Genomic DNA, 15,380 nt, shown 5'->3' with positions numbered 1-15,380 from the left:
TCAATACTCCAATGTACTTATATCCTGTGGCTCTTCATTGACTGTAATACTTTTGACTCTCGCGTCGTGCATACGGATGACCCGGTCAGCAATGGGAGCCAAGGCAGCATTGTGGGTCACGATAATAACTGTCACTCCTTGATTGCGGGACATATCCTGTAAGATTTGCAGCACTTGCTTACCAGTATTGTAGTCCAGAGCTCCTGTCGGCTCATCGCAGAGCAAAATCTTGGGATTTTTGGCCACAGCCCTAGCGATAGACACTCGCTGCTGCTCCCCGCCTGACAACTGCGCTGGAAAATTATTGAGGCGCTTTTCTAGTCCCACTGCGGTCAGAGCCGCTACTGGATCTTGGGCATCCTTGACAATCTCAGAAGCCAATTCAACATTTTCCTTGGCCGTCAGGTTGGGCACCAAATTGTAAAACTGAAAGACGAAACCCACATCATTGCGGCGATAGTCCGTCAGCTGGTGGGAATTGTAGTTGGCAATATTCTGTCCGTCTATCAGGATATCTCCTTCATCATTGGTATCCATACCGCCGAGGATATTGAGCACCGTAGACTTGCCTGCACCAGAGGCACCTAGGATAATGACCAGTTCCCCCTTTTCAATCTCAAAAGAAATATCATGATTGGCAACAATTTCTGTATCACCTACCTGATAACGTTTAAAATTATGTTTCATTTCAATATAAGCCATATCGCTTCTCTCCTTTTCAAAGCTCTTTTTCTTAAATCAACAATATGTTGATTCTAAATCACAGATATTATATAATGAGCTTAGATAAAAAGCAATAATCAAAAATCAACAAAGTGTTGATTTAAGTAAAAAGGAAGAAAAATGGTCCAGAAACGAAAAACTAGCACCAAGGAAGACATCAAAGAAGCCTTGATTCAGCTACTGTCAGAGGAAAGGTTTGATACTATCTCCATCAGCAATCTCTGCAAGCGGGCAGGGATTAATCGCGGCACCTTCTACCTCCACTACCAAGATAAGTATCAGATGATTGATAGCCTCAAAAGCGACATCATTTCTCAACTTTATAGTTATAGTTTGTTTGAAGAAGAAGGCGAATATTCCAAACGGTTCATGATAGCCAAATTTCATATACTGCGTGCTAATAAACGTCTGATCAATGCCCTGACTAGAAGCCATTATATTGACTTTCGCGGAGCTATTCGAGAGTTCATAACCAGTATCATTCTGAGTGATAAGCAAGAAGCTGCTACCCAGCGTTTTTTAGAGGAGAACTTCCACATCCCTCAGAAATACGCCTTGGAAATCTTCTTATCCAGTGTTGAGGGGATTATTTCTCTTTGGATAGCTGGCGGAGCTCAGGAAGAACCTGAAGAAATTACGCAAATGATCCTAGCTACCTACAATTATGATTATTGGAAATCATAACCAGCACTCCATTTTTATAGATGAAAACTCAAAAAGGCACAGAGTAATCTGTGCCTTTTCTTAAAACGTTTCTGGTGAGCAAATAGCTTTTTGGTGATGGCCACTTAGATAAAGGCAACAAAATCCTGTCTATTTCACCATGTCTGGGTCGTAATCATAGAATCCTGTATCAAGGAAACGATTCTTCGGATGCAATTTGTGAAGTAGTTCGTCTAGCAAGAAAGCTTGGTCATGGCTAAATTCACCTTTTTCAATCAGATCTCTTGCCTGAACAAAGAGCTTAGCAATCTCAACAAAATTCTGACCAGGAGTATAAAGACCTTCCAATTTCCAATGAGTAAATCCGTGGTCAACCAATTCTGTCAACTTGGTCATCAAGTCCAAGTCATTATTGGCAAAAATGTGAGTCCCATGCTTGTCCTCAAAGATTGAATAATGGCTCTGAGGATCGCTCGGTTCCGCAAGAAAGAGATCCCTCTCTCTTGATTTTTCATCATCGATGTGTGTAAAGTTATAATAATTTTGCAAAAGCGGACGTTTAGAGTGGTGGATAACGCTCGCACCATAAACTAGGACTTCTGCTGGAATTTCAAGGATTTCCGGCATTTTAAAGAGTTCTGCCGATGGAATTTCCCGCGCCAAAACAGCTTCTGATACCCCAGCATTCTTGCCCCAAAAATTAATCTGGCGGCTGCTGGTAACCATGGTCGAAGCATCATAAATCGTTTTCAACTTATAACCATCCCGTTGCAAGACGTAGAATACACCTGCATCCCCAACGGTGATATAGTCCACTTCAATCTCCTGAAGAAAATCCAAATAAGGCTTGATCTGGTCCATCATGTCCTGATGCATCAAAGCATTGACGGCAACGGTCATTTCTTTTCCTGCCTGATGAACCATTTGAGAAATACGATTTAATTCGTCGTAACTGAAGTTATGCGGTAAACGAAGACCGTAGTTTTCCTCACCGACATAAATACGATCTACTCCTGCTTCCAATAAGGCTTGAACTTGTTCTATACTTTCAGCTGTTGCTGTAATAATTATCTTTTTCATATCATTATTATACCAAAAAAATAGGATTTATGATTTCTTAATTCGATTTTATTCGTTTTGTAACTATCTTGTAATATATCTAATCATAGAAACATGATAGAATGATAAGGTACTACTAGGAGAGAGACAATGGCTGTAAGAGATTTTAAACAGTTTGAATCAGCGCCCCTGCATGATTCGACAGAACAAACTAAGGAAATATCCTATCAAGAATACCTGCCCCAAGCAGAATCGGCATCACAATTACGTGAGCTATTTTTCTTTATAAATATTGCTTTATTCTGTATTTTGACAGTCTTTTTTAGCTTTATTTTTTTGTCTGCAAAAATGAGCACCTTTCTATCTTTCTCACTTGCTATTGTCCTAAGTCTTATGATTATTCAAGGGTATCGCACTGTTCGAAGAAAGAAACATTGATTATCTACGAATTAAATCAAACGAGATCGAAAGATCTCGTTTTTTCTTTTCTTTACCAAGCGTAATTTGGTTCCTGACAAACACACATAGCTGCCAATAATTCTTCCGGAGTTACCTTTTTCAGCCCTCCATAGACTGGATCCTGAACGGTGTAGGACGGATCAATGTAATAAACTGCAAGGACATCACTGCCATCTGCTGATAATTCATAACCTGTCCCCACAACATTGTGTTCACCCTTGTGACCTGGGTAGATGGAGGCATTATCAATCGTATAATATAGCGGATAGCCATCATCAATATTCTTGCGCAGGCGCTCTTTAAAAAGACGCATATCTTCCGAATTCGAGGCGCTACTAGTCACTGTAGCAAGATGATAGCCCGCTTGACCTGCTGGCACTTCCGCATAACCAAATAAATATTGATTTAAGACACGGATTGCATTGACATTATGGGTACCGAAGGTCTCATCAGTGCCCATCGCTCGTGCCAATTCTTCCTGACTAGCCTGAACGCCCCTGTAAGCTAGAATCATACTGACAGAGGTCGGTGCGCAAGTATTCCAAGCTCGCTGGATCTGCATTGGAACTTCCAGGCGTTTTCTGATTGGGGAAGATGCTTCTTTACTAGAAGATTGTGTCTCCTCCTCTCTGACCTTTTCACCGGTCTGACTAGAACTTTCCGACTCCGCAGAAGTCGAACTCTGACTGGGGCTAGATTGATTTGCACTAGATTGACTACTGCTAGCTGTTTTCGAGCGGGCTTGACTCGTGCTCGAAGCCTTAGAAGAAGAGTCAGAGCTTCCAGACTGAGGGGACTCTGAATCTTTCTGCCGAGAACAAGCTAGTAAGCAGCAGCCTAAACCTAGCAGGGCAAGTACTTTTAAATTTTTCATACCAACACCCCCTTTTATTTATATGATAGCGTTTTCTAAGTCGAAAATCAAGATAGGCTAGCAAATGCTAGCCTAATTTTTTATTTTTCAAGTTCTTCTGTTTCTAAATCAATGATGATTTCTTCTGAAGGGGCTTTTTCTCCTTCTTCCACCACGATATCAGAAATTTCTTCTTCAAGAATTTCCTCTTCTTTTTCAAACTTTTCTTTGATTTCTTGGAATTTATCCTGTGAATAGTCTACTACTGACTTGGTCGTATCCTTTACAGACTCCAACACTGTTTCAGCTGTAATTTCGCCATTTTCAACCTTTTCCTTGGTTTGGTTGATGGCCTTGACAGCCTGATCTGAAAAATCCTTTACTGATTGGACAACTGCTTCGTGTGTCTTATCTGGATCTTCACGATAGTCAACAACAAAGTCTTGAACTTTTTCAGTAATTTCTTTGCCTTTTTTGCTGGTGAGAAAGTACGCCGCAGCTGCACCAGACACAGCACCTAATAAAAGTGATGAAATTTTTCCCATAGTAAACCTACTTTCTTATTTTTTGAATAATTTTGTAAACAAACGAAGGGCAGTCAAACCTGCTGTTGTTTTGGCTGTCGTGCTTCCTGCTGCGACTGCTTTTTTTCCTAAAACACGCGCCTGATCGTTTAAATCAGAGACTGATTCGGATAGGTCTGCCACCGCATTGAAAAGCGGATCAATCGTTGCTACTTTGTGGTTGATATCATCTGTCAACACATTGACTTTGGCAATCAAATCATTGGTTTGATGCAGGGTGACATTGACATCAGAAGTCAACACTTTGATCGTATTTTCGGTCTCATCCAGCATTTTTGCAGCCTTATCACCGAGAGTTTTGACGGTGAGGGTCATGTAGATTAGAAAGACAATCAAAGCGACAGCAACTAAAGTATAAGCAATTTCAAGCATAATATTCTCCTCTCATTCTTGATAATAGGGGGCTTGTTTTTTTCTTTGGTAAATCATAATGCCGATGCCGAGTAAAATCAGAGCTGCAGACAGCCACTGAGATACACGCACACCCAAGAACATGAGACTGTCGGTCCGCATACCCTCGATAATCATCCGGCCAAAACCATACCAAATCAGGTAAAAGGCTGCCAATTCTCCCTGACGGAAGAATTTAGGGCGGCGTCGTAAAATCAGCAATAGGGCAAAGCCAAGTAAATTCCAAAGGGATTCGTATAAGAAGGTTGGCTGGCGATAAGCACCATCTATGTACATATTGTTACGGATGAAGGACGGCAGATAATTAAGATTTTTGACCACTGCTCCATAGGCTTCTTGGTTAAAGAAATTGCCCCAACGGCCGATACTCTGAGCGATCAAGACGCTAGGTGCTGCAATATCCAAGAAATCAACAGGATTGATCAGCCTTCTTTGTGAAAAGAAATAGAGGACAAGGGCACCAGTGATCAAACCGCCGTAAATGGCTAAACCACCATTCCAAATCTGAAAAATCTCAATCAGAGAGTGCTTGCCATAATAAGACCATTCAAAAATTACATAGTAAAGCCGCGCTCCAAGGATAGCCAAGGGAAAGGCAATCAGAATGAAATCAAGAATATCATCTGGAATCATTCTTTTGCGTGGCGCTTCCTTCATAGCTAAGTAAACGGCTAAAATCAAGCCAGTGACAATGCAGATCGCATACCAACGAATACTAAAGGGACCGACTGAAAAAGCTACTGGATCAAGCATCTTTCACCTCATTCTGGCTAATCAGATTAGTCAGTCGTTCTTCAAAAATCTTGGTGGCATCAAAGCCCATTTCCTTAGCCCGATAGTTCATGGCTGCGGCCTCAATCACTACAGAGATATTGCGTCCTGTCTTAACTGGGATGCGAATCCGAGGAATTCTGACACCGGAAACTTCCAGTTCTTCTGCATTATTGCCCAGACGGTCAAAGGTCTTATTGGTATCATAATTTTCCAGATAGACGGCAATCTGTACCTGTGAAGAATCCTTAACCGCACTAGCTCCGTAAAGGCTCATCACATCGATAATGCCGACACCGCGAATTTCCAAGAGATGGCGAAGAATCTCAGCAGGCTCTCCCCAGAGAGTCATTTCATCCTTGGCAAAGATATCAACCCGGTCATCCGCCACTAAACGATGGCCACGCTTGACTAACTCAAGACCAGTTTCACTTTTACCAATACCACTGTCCCCTTGAATCAGCACTCCCATCCCGTAGATGTCCATCAATACGCCATGAACACTGGTTCTGACCGCCAAGCGTGAGTCAAGGAAACTAGAAATTTCCCCTGATAGACGGCTGGTTGATGTGCGGCTGGTAAGAATCGCGATTTGCTTTTCTTCAGCTGCTCGCCGCATTTCTTCAGGAATCTCCAAATCGCGTGCCACAATGACAACTGGCGTTTCTGGTTGAAACATTTTCAGAAGGACTTGATGACGGTTGTGGGATGTCATCTTCATCAGATAAGACCACTCCTTCATCCCAATCAGCTGAATCCGTTCTGGCGTGTAGTAGTCAAAATAGCCGGTCATTTCAAGGCCCGGCCGCGAAATATCCGATGTCGAAATCTCCTTTTCTAAGAGGTCATCACTGCCGTAAACGATGCGTAAACGGACTTTTTCAATCAAATCTTTGACCTTTACAGACATTCCCTGCTCCCTTCAAATTTATCTTTCTCTATTATAGCAAATTTTTACCCTAAAAGAGTTTTTAAGATTGGAATTTAAGCAGGATTTTTCCCTAGAAGCTTGTGAAAATATCTGCCAGCCAGCAAAAGGGCCAGTCAAAATAACTAGCCAATCCATTTTTTGAGAATTCTTTTTTGATTTTGAAAGCAAGGATGGCTCTCGATAAAGGCTGGTATTTCACTTAGAGGTAGCCAGAGATGAGCATCGGTTTCGCCTGCCTGATAGCGAACTTGATTCTTGTCACTAGACACCACTGCTTCATAGAAGTCAAAGTGGCACTGGTCTTCGACAGAGCACACCTGCTCCAACAGTCTGATACTGTCGGGAACCAGGCCTGTTTCTTCTTTCAATTCCCGCAGAGCGGCTGTCTGACTATCCTCTCCTGCCAGCACACTACCTCCCGCTCCGAACTCATAATAGCCAGGATAGAGACTTTTATTTGCTGACCGCCGCATAAAGAGAATATCACCATCTTGGTGACGAACCAAGACATTGACACAGAGATGAAATTGCCCTTCAGGAATTTTTTCTCCTCGAACTAGGAGATGCGGGAGCTGTTTTCGATTCAAGTCATAGGCATTCCAAACTTCTGTCATATTTCCTCCTTGGATAAGTCATTCGTATTTCGGTAGCAGTTTCCAGATTCAGCCAACTACACTTCCCTAGATTCTCTCTTTTCGTTTCTTCTACATCTAGCAAAAATTCGGGCATACTCCCGAATTTTATATTTGTTATTTTACCAAAACCAACCGTCATTGTCATTGATTGGCTCGGCATCTTTCATTTTGCGAGGCCCCGTTCCATACATTTCTGCTTCCACATCTTCTTTGTAAGGCATCACGATGGCCAACAAAATATAAATCAAAATGCCCAAACCAAAATTGAAAACTGTAAAGATGATGAATAAAAAGCGTAACAAGCCAAGATCAAAGTTAAATTTATCAGCCAATCCCGACAAAACTCCTGAAATCACTCGGTTTCTTCTTAATTTATAAAACTTAGTTTTCATGATGATGACCTCAACTCTCATTCTTTCCTTCATTTTATCATAGCGGGATAACAAAAAAATCAGCCCCAAGGCTGATTCTGCATCGTTCCGTTTTTAATTCATTCACTCTCTGTTTGTTTCCTCTTTGAGGAAGGACAGTTGACCTCTACAACGACCGCAACGATATTTTTTTATGTCTATCCTGCGTCTACGACGGATAAGCGTTCCGCAGCTCAAGCATTTATAAATGAGAAAGGTTTGCGAGTCGGACAAGGATGGAGCGTAACTCAGACCGTCAACTTGCTTAAGGAGGTCTTTAAAATCTCTATCTCCATGGCGATAACCTTTACCCTGATAATAGAGATGATAGTGGACTAGCTCATGACGGACAATTTTTCGAAAAGTTTCAAGCCCAAAAGTTTCATAAATTTTCGGATTGAAATCCAGATGACCATCTTTTGGAAAGAAGCGTCCTCCAGTCGTCCGGAGACGTTTGTTCCAATAAGCTTGGTGGTGAAATTCCCAGCCAAAATCTTCCAATGACACCTGCTTAACGTAGTTAGTTAGATTCATTTGGCGCTATCAGAGAGAGATTGACCTTCTCCCGCTCCACATCCAGTTTATCCACCCAGACAGTGACCAAATCACCAACCGACAGGACTTGGCTAGGGTGTTTGATAAAGTTTTTACTGATTTTAGAAATATGGATAAGACCGTCTTCGTGGATACCGATATCCACAAAGGCTCCGAAATCGACGACATTGCGGACAACGCCTTCCAGCTTTTGACCAATGCGCAGGTCCTTGATATCTAAGACATCCTGCCGCAAAACTGGCGCGTCAAAGGAATCACGCAAATCTCGGCCAGGCTTGAGCAAATCGGCAATAATATCTTTGAGGGTTTCTTCTCCCAAGCCTAGCTCTGCAGCCAAACTAGCAATCTGAACAGCCTTTAATTTGGCTTGGGCTGCTTCATCCAAACTGCTGATTTCCAGACGCTTAAAGAGCTCCTCCACCGCCTTATAAGACTCTGGGTGAACGCCTGTATTGTCTAGCAAGTTATCACTTTCGGGAATACGCAGGAAGCCGGCTGCCTGTTCAAAGGCTTTTGCACCCAGACGCGGCACTTTCTTGATGGCCTCGCGAGACCGAATCAAGCCTTCTGTTTCCCGGTACTTGACGATATTTTCTGAGATAGTTTTATTAAGACCAGCTACATGGGCCAGCAGGGCAGGACTGGCGGTGTTGATATTAACTCCGACCTGGTTGACCACGGTATCAACGACAAAGTCCAGACTTTCAGACAGTTTTTTCTGGCTGACATCATGCTGGTACTGACCAACCCCGATCGACTTAGGATCAATCTTGACTAGCTCAGCCAAAGGATCCTGCAGACGGCGGGCAATGGAAATAGCTGAGCGCTTTTCAACAGTCAAATCTGGAAACTCATGACGAGCCAGTTCACTAGCTGAGTAGACAGATGCTCCGCTCTCATTGACGATAACATAGCTGACATTTGGATGAGATTTCAAGACTTCAGCTACAAAGGCTTCGCTTTCTCGGCTGGCCGTTCCGTTTCCAATGGCAATGATTTCCACGCTAAACTGCTCAATCAGCTCTGACAACTCTTTCTTAGATGCTTCAATCTGAGCTGGCTTTGCTGGCGCTACTGGATAAATAACATGAGTCGTCAGCATCTTACCTGTCGCATCAACAACAGCCAGCTTAGCCCCTGTCCGAAAGGCTGGGTCAAAGCCCAGTACTACGCGACCTTTAAGAGGAGCAATCAGAAGGAGATGGCGGAGGTTATCTGAGAAGAGTTGAATTGCTCCATCTTCAGCGGCCTCAGTCAGCTCGGTCCGAATACGACGCTCCATGGCTGGAATGATTTTCTTTTTGACCGCTTGCTGGATAGCTTCACTAATATAGGTATTTTTCACCTTGAAACGTACTTCAAAGAAGCGCAGAATTTTCTCAAGATTGTGCTCAAAACCAACCTTGAGAATACCTAGCTTCTCACCACGGTTAAGAGCCAAGGTACGGTAGCCTTGCATGGTCGCTACTTTTTCGGAAAAATCATAATAAATCTGGAAGACCTGCTTTTCATCCAAATCCCCGTCTTTGAGACTGGATACGATAGAAGAATTGGACTGCATTTCATGGTAGGTCCAAGCCCGCAGCTTGGTATCTTCGGAAATCGCCTCGGTCAGAATATCCACTGCTCCAGCAAGAGCAGCTTCTGCTGTCGGAAAGGCTTCACTAGTCAGTTTCTCAGCTTCTTCCTGCAAGTTAGCCGCATCCTGTAGGATGAGGCGGGCCAAAGGAAAGAGACCTGCTTCACGCGCAATGGTAGCCTTGGTACGGCGCTTCTCCTTGTAGGGCAGATACAATTCTTCCACATCAGCCAGTTTTTCAGCAGCCTCAATCTCAGAGCGAAGCGCATCCGTTAGTTTACCCTGCTCCTCAATCTTAGCTAAGACCGTTGCTTTACGCTCAGCCAAAGCAGTCATGCTCTTATCTAAGTCAATGATTGCCTTAATCTCGACCTCATCCAGATTTCCTGTCATTTCCTTACGGTAACGAGCAATAAAAGGAATCGTATTTCCTTCAGCGGTCAGATCTAGGACTTGTGATACTTGGCTTTCTTTAAGGCCCAATTTCTGGGCAATTTTTTCAATATTTATATTTTCCATAACTCTTCTATTATATCATAATATGAAGCTGAAAAATCTATAAAGACTAGTTTAAACCATCTTTTTCTTGCTAGGATAAGTCTGCCATCTCTGATCCATCATGTCTGAAAATATCATTTTTTTTCGTTTGGTAGTATAATAGAATTATTATTTTAGAAATGAGGTGGCCCTATGGCTGTGAAATTTACCAAAACAGACGATTTAGACAAGATGTTCGAGGAGTTTGCCACTCTGCCCAAGCTTGAAAAAGTAGAATTTCCAGATGACAAAAAGAAAAAAGAAGCGCAAGAAAAGGCTAGAAAAGCATGAGTTTCTTTTCTAACCTTCCTTCCAGCGTCTTACAGGCTGGCGCTATCTTTCTCTCCATCATCATTGAGGCCCTGCCTTTTGTCTTGATTGGGAGTATTATTTCTGGCTTTATCGAGGTGTATGTCACGCCAGACAGGGTTTATCACTTCCTGCCCAAGAACAAATGGGCTCGGATTTTCTTTGGAAGCTTGATCGGTATAGTCTTTCCGTCCTGTGAGTGCGGTATTGTTCCCATAATTAACCGCTTCTTAGAAAAGAGAGTTCCCAGTTACACAGCTGTGCCTTTTCTGGTAACGGCTCCAGTTATCAACCCCATCGTGCTCTTTGCGACTTACTCAGCTTTTGGTAATTCCTTCCGAATGGCTCTGCTTCGTGCTTTAGGCTCTATGGTCGTGGCTGTTCTTTTAGGGATTTTTCTAGGCTTCTTTGCAGACAGCAATATTCAAAAAGAAAATCGCAAGGCTGTTCATGAGCATGACTTTTCACATCTCAGCAAGGGACAAAAGTTTTTTCAGGTCTTTGTGCAGGCCATTGATGAATTTTTCGATACAGGTCGCTATTTAGTCTTTGGCTGTCTCTTCGCCAGTCTGGTACAAGTCTATGTGCCAACCAGAATCCTGACCTCAATTAGCTCAACACCAGCTGTTGCCATTCTCCTGCTCATGCTGCTGTCCTTCCTGCTCTCACTTTGCAGCGAAGCTGATGCTTTCATCGGGAGCTCCTTGATTGCTAGCTTCGGCTTATCGCCAGTCTTAGCTTTCTTGGTCATTGGGCCTATGCTAGATGTTAAGAATCTGCTGATGATGAAAAACTACTTTAAGACACGCTTTATCTGGCAATTTATCAGCCTGGTTACCGTCGTTGTCTTTCTTTACTCTTGGCTTGTGGGGGTTGTGCTATGATTCGATTTCTAATCTTAGTCGGCTACTTTGAGATCACCATGTACCTACAGCTGACAGGTAAGCTCAACCAATACATCAATCTCCACTACTCCTATCTGGCCTATCTATCTATGATTTTATCCTTTATCTTGGCAGTTGTGCAGCTCATCATCTGGATGAAGAAGATGGAGGTCCACAGTCATTTAAGCACTCGCTGGGCTAAGTTAGGCAGCGTGCTGCTCCTTGTCATTCCGCTTTTCGTGGGAATTTTCTTTCCAACTGTCACCTTGGATTCGACGACAGTTTCGGCTAAAGGATTTCATTTCCCGCTGGCTGAAGGAACTTCTGCAGCCGTCCAGCAGGACGAAGGCACTACCAGCCAATACCTGAAGCCGGACACCAGCACCTACTTCACAAAAGGTGCTTACGAAAAAGAAATGCGGGCAGCCGCTAAGAAATATGTCAAGCAAGATACCATTCAGGTCACAACCGAAAATTACATGGAGGTCATGGAGGTCATCTATGACTATCCCGACGAGTTTGTGGGCAAGACGCTGGAGTTCACCGGATTTGTCTACAATGACCCCAGCGATCAGAAGAGCCAATTTCTCTTTCGCTTCGGTATTATCCATTGTATTGCCGACTCAGGTGTCTATGGTCTCTTGACGACTGGAAATACCCAGCGTTTCGAGAATAATACCTGGATTCATGCCAAGGGAAAACTTGCCATGCACTACCATAAAAGTCTGGGGCAAAGCCTGCCTACTCTAGAAGTCGAGAGCTTTGATAAGGTAGAAAAACCAGAAAATCCTTACGTTTATCGAGTCTTTTAAAGCCAAGCACCTATGAAAATCCATTTTCATGGGTGTTTCTTTTATATGCCATTCTCTACCCTTTACTCAGTTGCTCTGACCGACTTTTCTAAATTAGAAGAGACTTGATAAAGGTCGCTCTCTAAATTTTTCTCTCTTATCTTGAAAAATCATGCTACAATAATACTATCTCATTTGAAAAGGAGCTCTTTTTATGAATCAAGAAAAAGTAAGGAAACGAGATTTGCTTTCTATTCTGGCTGTGGCTTTAGTCGCCTTTGCTGGAATTCTTTCAGAGACTAGTATGAATGTGACCTTTCCCCACCTCAGCAAAGTATTTGGTCTGAGCTTAGGAGTGCTACAATGGATTACGACTGGCTATCTGCTGGCCGTCGCCATCACCATAACTTTAGGTGCAACTCTGGCCCACAATTGGACGGAGCGTCGCATCCTCTTTACCTCGCTTTCCATCTTTACCCTTGGCAATCTGATTGCCATGATTGCCCCAGACTTTACTTTCCTTATGCTGGGACGGATCCTTCAGGGGGGAGCGACTGGGATTGCCATTCCACTTATGTTTAATCTCATCGTGGAGCGAATTCCTCGGCAGAAAATCGGCTTTTATATGGGGCTGAGCGGCCTAGTCATCAGCATAGCACCAGCCATCGGCCCGACCTACGGAGGATTCATGATTGGCTCCTTCGACTGGCACATGATCTACAGCTTTATCATGCCAGTTCCCATTCTCTCTTTTTTACTGGCTTATGTTAACTTGGAAAATTCGTCTGGCAAAAGCAAGCGTCCCTTTGATGTGCTGGGCTTTCTCTCGCTCGCAACGGCTCTTTCCTTTTCTCTGATGACCATCTCCAGTTTGGAAGGTGGCGATAGTGTCAATTGGCTCTATCTAGTTATTTTCCTCCTTTCCTTTGCCTTTTTCATCTGGCGGAGTCTGACTGTTCAACACCCATTTCTGGACATCCGTATCTTGAAAGAACCAACGATTTTCTTTGGAATTCTACCCTTTTTAATCTTCCAATTCTCCAATCTATCCAGCAATTTTCTCATTCCCAACTTTCTCGTACTGGTCAAGAATGTCTCTACTGCTCAAGCTGGATTTTCTCTACTTCCCGGAACCATGATCGGAGCTTTTATGTCGCCTTTTCTGGGAAAATTGTACGATAGCAAAGGTCCAAAGCTGTCTCTACTAGGCGGCAATAGCCTAGTCTTTCTGGTCATGATTGTCTTTAGCTTCTTTACAGGCTGGCTCAATCTGCCTTTAATCTTGGGATTTTATATCCTCTTTACTCTGGGACGCAACATGGCCTTCAACAATACTATGGCTTTATCCGCTTCTCAAGTCAGCAGAGATAAAACGGCGGATGTGACTGCCCTCTTTCAACTAGCGCAAACCTTTGCTGGTGCCTTGGGAACGGCAATTGCAGCTGTCCTGCTCAATCAAGCACCCGATACGACAAGCGGCGTCCACAATGTCTTTAGCCTACTTCTCCTTCTCGCAATAGGAAACTTTATTTTCTACTATTTTCTGTTTCGAGCGATTCATCAGAAGAAAGAAGCTTAATTTTCTATCCCGACTTCCCCTCGGGATATTTTCTTTGGTCAAATCCAGATTTTTCAAATACAATTTTTCTGAAAATTGTGATAAAATAGAGACAATCACATTTAGATAGGTAATAAATATCATGTCTTCAAAAGTTATTATTACAATTTTCGGTGCCAGCGGAGACTTGGCTCAAAGAAAACTTTATCCTTCCCTCTTTCGACTTTATAAATCTGGCAATCTTTCGCAACATTTTGCCGTAATCGGAACTGCCCGCAGACCTTGGAGCAAGGAATATTTCGAGTCGGTCGTTGTCGAGTCCATCTCAGACCTAGCCGATAGTGCAGAGCAGGCTCAAGAGTTCGCCAGCCACTTTTATTATCAAAGCCATGACGTGCAAGATACCGAGCATTATATCGAATTGCGCAAGTTGCAAAACAAGCTTAACGAGCAATACCAGGCAGAAAATAATAAACTCTTCTTCCTTTCTATGGCGCCACAATTTTTCGGGACCATTGCTAAGCATCTCAAATCTGAGCAAATCGTTGATGGAAAAGGATTTGAACGCCTGATTGTCGAAAAACCTTTCGGAACAGATTTGGCAACTGCCAGCAAACTTAACGAAGATCTACTGGCCACCTTTGAAGAAGAACAGATTTTCCGTATCGACCACTATCTGGGCAAGGAAATGATTCAAAAGATTTTTGCCATCCGCTTTGCTAATCTGCTGTTTGAAAATGTCTGGAACCGCCAATACATTGATAATGTGCAGATTACCTTTGCTGAAAAGTTGGGAGTTGAAGAACGCGGTGGCTACTATGATCAATCCGGTGCCCTCCGTGATATGGTGCAAAACCACACCTTGCAACTCCTCTCCTTATTAGCTATGGATAAGCCAAAAAGCTTTACAAAAGACGATATCCGAGCAGAAAAGGCCAAGGTATTTGAGCGCCTCGTTCAGCCAAGCGAGGAAGATTTGAAACGTTTCTTCATTCGCGGCCAGTACAAGTCTGGCAAAATCAACGGTCGAAAATATATTTCTTACCGTAGTGAGCCCAATGTCAATCCTGAGTCTACTACTGAAACCTTTGCTTCTGGGGCTTTCTTCATTGATAGCGACCGCTTCCGTGACGTTCCTTTCTTCTTCCGAACAGGGAAGCGCCTCACCAAAAAAGGCACCCATGTCAATATCGTCTTCAAGCAAATGGACTCCATCTTTGGTGAGCCTCTCAAACCAAATGTCCTAACCATCTATATCCAGCCAACTGAGGGGATTTCACTCAGCCTCAATGGCAAGGAAGTGGGGGAACTCTTTAATCTAGCTCCCATCTCATTGGATTATCGGACAGATGCCACAGCTTCAGGAGCTTCTCCAGACCCTTATGAAAAATTAATTTTTGATGTCCTCAATAACGACTCAACTAATTTCAGTCATTGGGACGAAGTAAAAGCCAGCTGGGAGCTTATCGATCGCATTGAAGAACTCTGGAGCCAAAATCAAGTGCCACTCCATGAATATCCTGTTGGATCTATGGGACCAGAAGCCTCTTTCGAGCTACTCGCCCAATGTGGAGCAAGCTGGCAATGGCAACCTGATAAAGAATAATACATGCAAAAAAGATTGGAAAGTTTTCCAATCTTTTTTAAACTCTTAAAACTCTGCGAGCC

At 43.2% G+C, this 15,380-nt stretch carries 18 protein-coding genes; 7 read left to right on the top strand and 11 right to left on the bottom strand.

Annotated features, from left to right (window positions below):
* On the bottom strand, positions 1 to 702 hold the full coding sequence (locus tag RWS39_RS01785) for an ABC transporter ATP-binding protein (RefSeq protein WP_125383645.1): 702 nt from the start codon (positions 700 to 702) through the stop codon (positions 1 to 3).
* Between the two features lie 141 nt (positions 703 to 843).
* Between RWS39_RS01785 and RWS39_RS01780 the strand changes: the two genes are divergently transcribed.
* Complete coding sequence (locus RWS39_RS01780; protein WP_125383644.1) at positions 844 to 1,407, top strand: TetR/AcrR family transcriptional regulator; 564 nt, start codon at positions 844 to 846, stop codon at positions 1,405 to 1,407.
* A 129-nt stretch (positions 1,408 to 1,536) separates the two neighbouring features.
* Here the strand turns inward: RWS39_RS01780 and RWS39_RS01775 are convergent, their stop codons facing one another.
* Positions 1,537 to 2,466 carry a peptidase U32 family protein gene (locus tag RWS39_RS01775; RefSeq protein WP_314043044.1) on the bottom strand — a complete coding sequence of 310 codons (930 nt, stop codon included), beginning with the start codon at positions 2,464 to 2,466 and terminating at the stop codon, positions 1,537 to 1,539.
* Positions 2,467 to 2,595: 129 nt separating this feature from the next.
* Between RWS39_RS01775 and RWS39_RS01770 the strand changes: the two genes are divergently transcribed.
* Positions 2,596 to 2,883, top strand: coding sequence for a DUF3270 family protein (locus RWS39_RS01770; RefSeq protein WP_005589467.1), 288 nt, complete (start codon positions 2,596 to 2,598; stop codon positions 2,881 to 2,883).
* A gap of 52 nt (positions 2,884 to 2,935) precedes the next feature.
* On the opposite strand, the gene RWS39_RS01765 is transcribed toward RWS39_RS01770, so the two are convergent.
* From RWS39_RS01765 to RWS39_RS01725, 9 genes are all read right to left on the bottom strand, one after another.
* Positions 2,936 to 3,778: a C39 family peptidase gene (locus tag RWS39_RS01765; RefSeq protein WP_314479824.1), complete on the bottom strand. Its 843-nt coding sequence runs from the start codon at positions 3,776 to 3,778 to the stop codon at positions 2,936 to 2,938.
* 80 nt (positions 3,779 to 3,858) lie between these two features.
* On the bottom strand, positions 3,859 to 4,302 hold the full coding sequence (locus tag RWS39_RS01760) for a YtxH domain-containing protein (RefSeq protein ID WP_061423198.1): 444 nt from the start codon (positions 4,300 to 4,302) through the stop codon (positions 3,859 to 3,861).
* A gap of 15 nt (positions 4,303 to 4,317) precedes the next feature.
* Positions 4,318 to 4,713 carry a DUF948 domain-containing protein gene (locus RWS39_RS01755; protein ID WP_061910099.1) on the bottom strand — a complete coding sequence of 132 codons (396 nt, stop codon included), beginning with the start codon at positions 4,711 to 4,713 and terminating at the stop codon, positions 4,318 to 4,320.
* 12 nt (positions 4,714 to 4,725) lie between these two features.
* On the bottom strand, positions 4,726 to 5,505 hold the full coding sequence (gene lgt, locus RWS39_RS01750; RefSeq protein ID WP_125383640.1) for a prolipoprotein diacylglyceryl transferase: 780 nt from the start codon (positions 5,503 to 5,505) through the stop codon (positions 4,726 to 4,728).
* Positions 5,498 to 6,433: an HPr(Ser) kinase/phosphatase gene (hprK, locus tag RWS39_RS01745; protein ID WP_048792079.1), complete on the bottom strand. Its 936-nt coding sequence runs from the start codon at positions 6,431 to 6,433 to the stop codon at positions 5,498 to 5,500. The genes lgt and hprK overlap by 8 nt, the downstream gene beginning before the upstream one ends.
* Before the next feature lie 143 nt (positions 6,434 to 6,576).
* The gene (locus tag RWS39_RS01740) at positions 6,577 to 7,068 is read right to left on the bottom strand and encodes an NUDIX hydrolase (RefSeq protein ID WP_314479816.1); all 492 of its coding nucleotides are present in this window, start codon (positions 7,066 to 7,068) and stop codon (positions 6,577 to 6,579) included.
* A 140-nt stretch (positions 7,069 to 7,208) separates the two neighbouring features.
* Positions 7,209 to 7,481 (bottom strand): PspC domain-containing protein, encoded by a 273-nt coding sequence (locus RWS39_RS01735; protein WP_048792094.1) that lies wholly within the window; start codon positions 7,479 to 7,481, stop codon positions 7,209 to 7,211.
* 102 nt (positions 7,482 to 7,583) lie between these two features.
* Positions 7,584 to 8,033 (bottom strand): SprT family protein, encoded by a 450-nt coding sequence (locus tag RWS39_RS01730; protein WP_314043031.1) that lies wholly within the window; start codon positions 8,031 to 8,033, stop codon positions 7,584 to 7,586.
* Entirely contained in the window at positions 8,020 to 10,152 is a 2,133-nt protein-coding gene (locus RWS39_RS01725) for a Tex family protein (RefSeq protein WP_314479812.1), read from the bottom strand. Before RWS39_RS01725 ends, RWS39_RS01730 begins: the two co-directional genes overlap by 14 nt.
* Before the next feature lie 171 nt (positions 10,153 to 10,323).
* Here RWS39_RS01725 and RWS39_RS01720 point away from each other — a divergent pair, with 171 nt between their 5' ends.
* The 5 genes from RWS39_RS01720 to zwf all read left to right on the top strand — a co-directional run bounded on the left by RWS39_RS01720 (position 10,324) and on the right by zwf (position 15,318).
* Positions 10,324 to 10,461, top strand: coding sequence for an SPJ_0845 family protein (locus RWS39_RS01720; RefSeq protein WP_125380345.1), 138 nt, complete (start codon positions 10,324 to 10,326; stop codon positions 10,459 to 10,461).
* Entirely contained in the window at positions 10,458 to 11,363 is a 906-nt protein-coding gene (locus tag RWS39_RS01715; protein WP_314479808.1) for a permease, read from the top strand. Before RWS39_RS01720 ends, RWS39_RS01715 begins: the two co-directional genes overlap by 4 nt.
* The gene (locus tag RWS39_RS01710; protein ID WP_314479806.1) at positions 11,360 to 12,175 is read left to right on the top strand and encodes a TIGR03943 family putative permease subunit; all 816 of its coding nucleotides are present in this window, start codon (positions 11,360 to 11,362) and stop codon (positions 12,173 to 12,175) included. Before RWS39_RS01715 ends, RWS39_RS01710 begins: the two co-directional genes overlap by 4 nt.
* A gap of 193 nt (positions 12,176 to 12,368) precedes the next feature.
* Positions 12,369 to 13,733, top strand: a complete 1,365-nt coding sequence (locus tag RWS39_RS01705) for an MFS transporter (RefSeq protein ID WP_314479802.1) — start codon at positions 12,369 to 12,371, stop codon at positions 13,731 to 13,733.
* A gap of 121 nt (positions 13,734 to 13,854) precedes the next feature.
* On the top strand, positions 13,855 to 15,318 hold the full coding sequence (zwf, locus tag RWS39_RS01700; protein ID WP_314479800.1) for a glucose-6-phosphate dehydrogenase: 1,464 nt from the start codon (positions 13,855 to 13,857) through the stop codon (positions 15,316 to 15,318).
* Positions 15,319 to 15,380: the final 62 nt, after the last annotated feature.

Origin of the sequence: Streptococcus cristatus (genome assembly GCF_963529205.1) — a bacterium.
Classification (GTDB): Bacteria; Bacillota; Bacilli; order Lactobacillales; family Streptococcaceae; genus Streptococcus; species Streptococcus cristatus_O.
The sequence above is the reverse complement of the archived record's forward strand: the minus strand, read 5'-3'. Positions and strand labels throughout refer to the sequence as shown.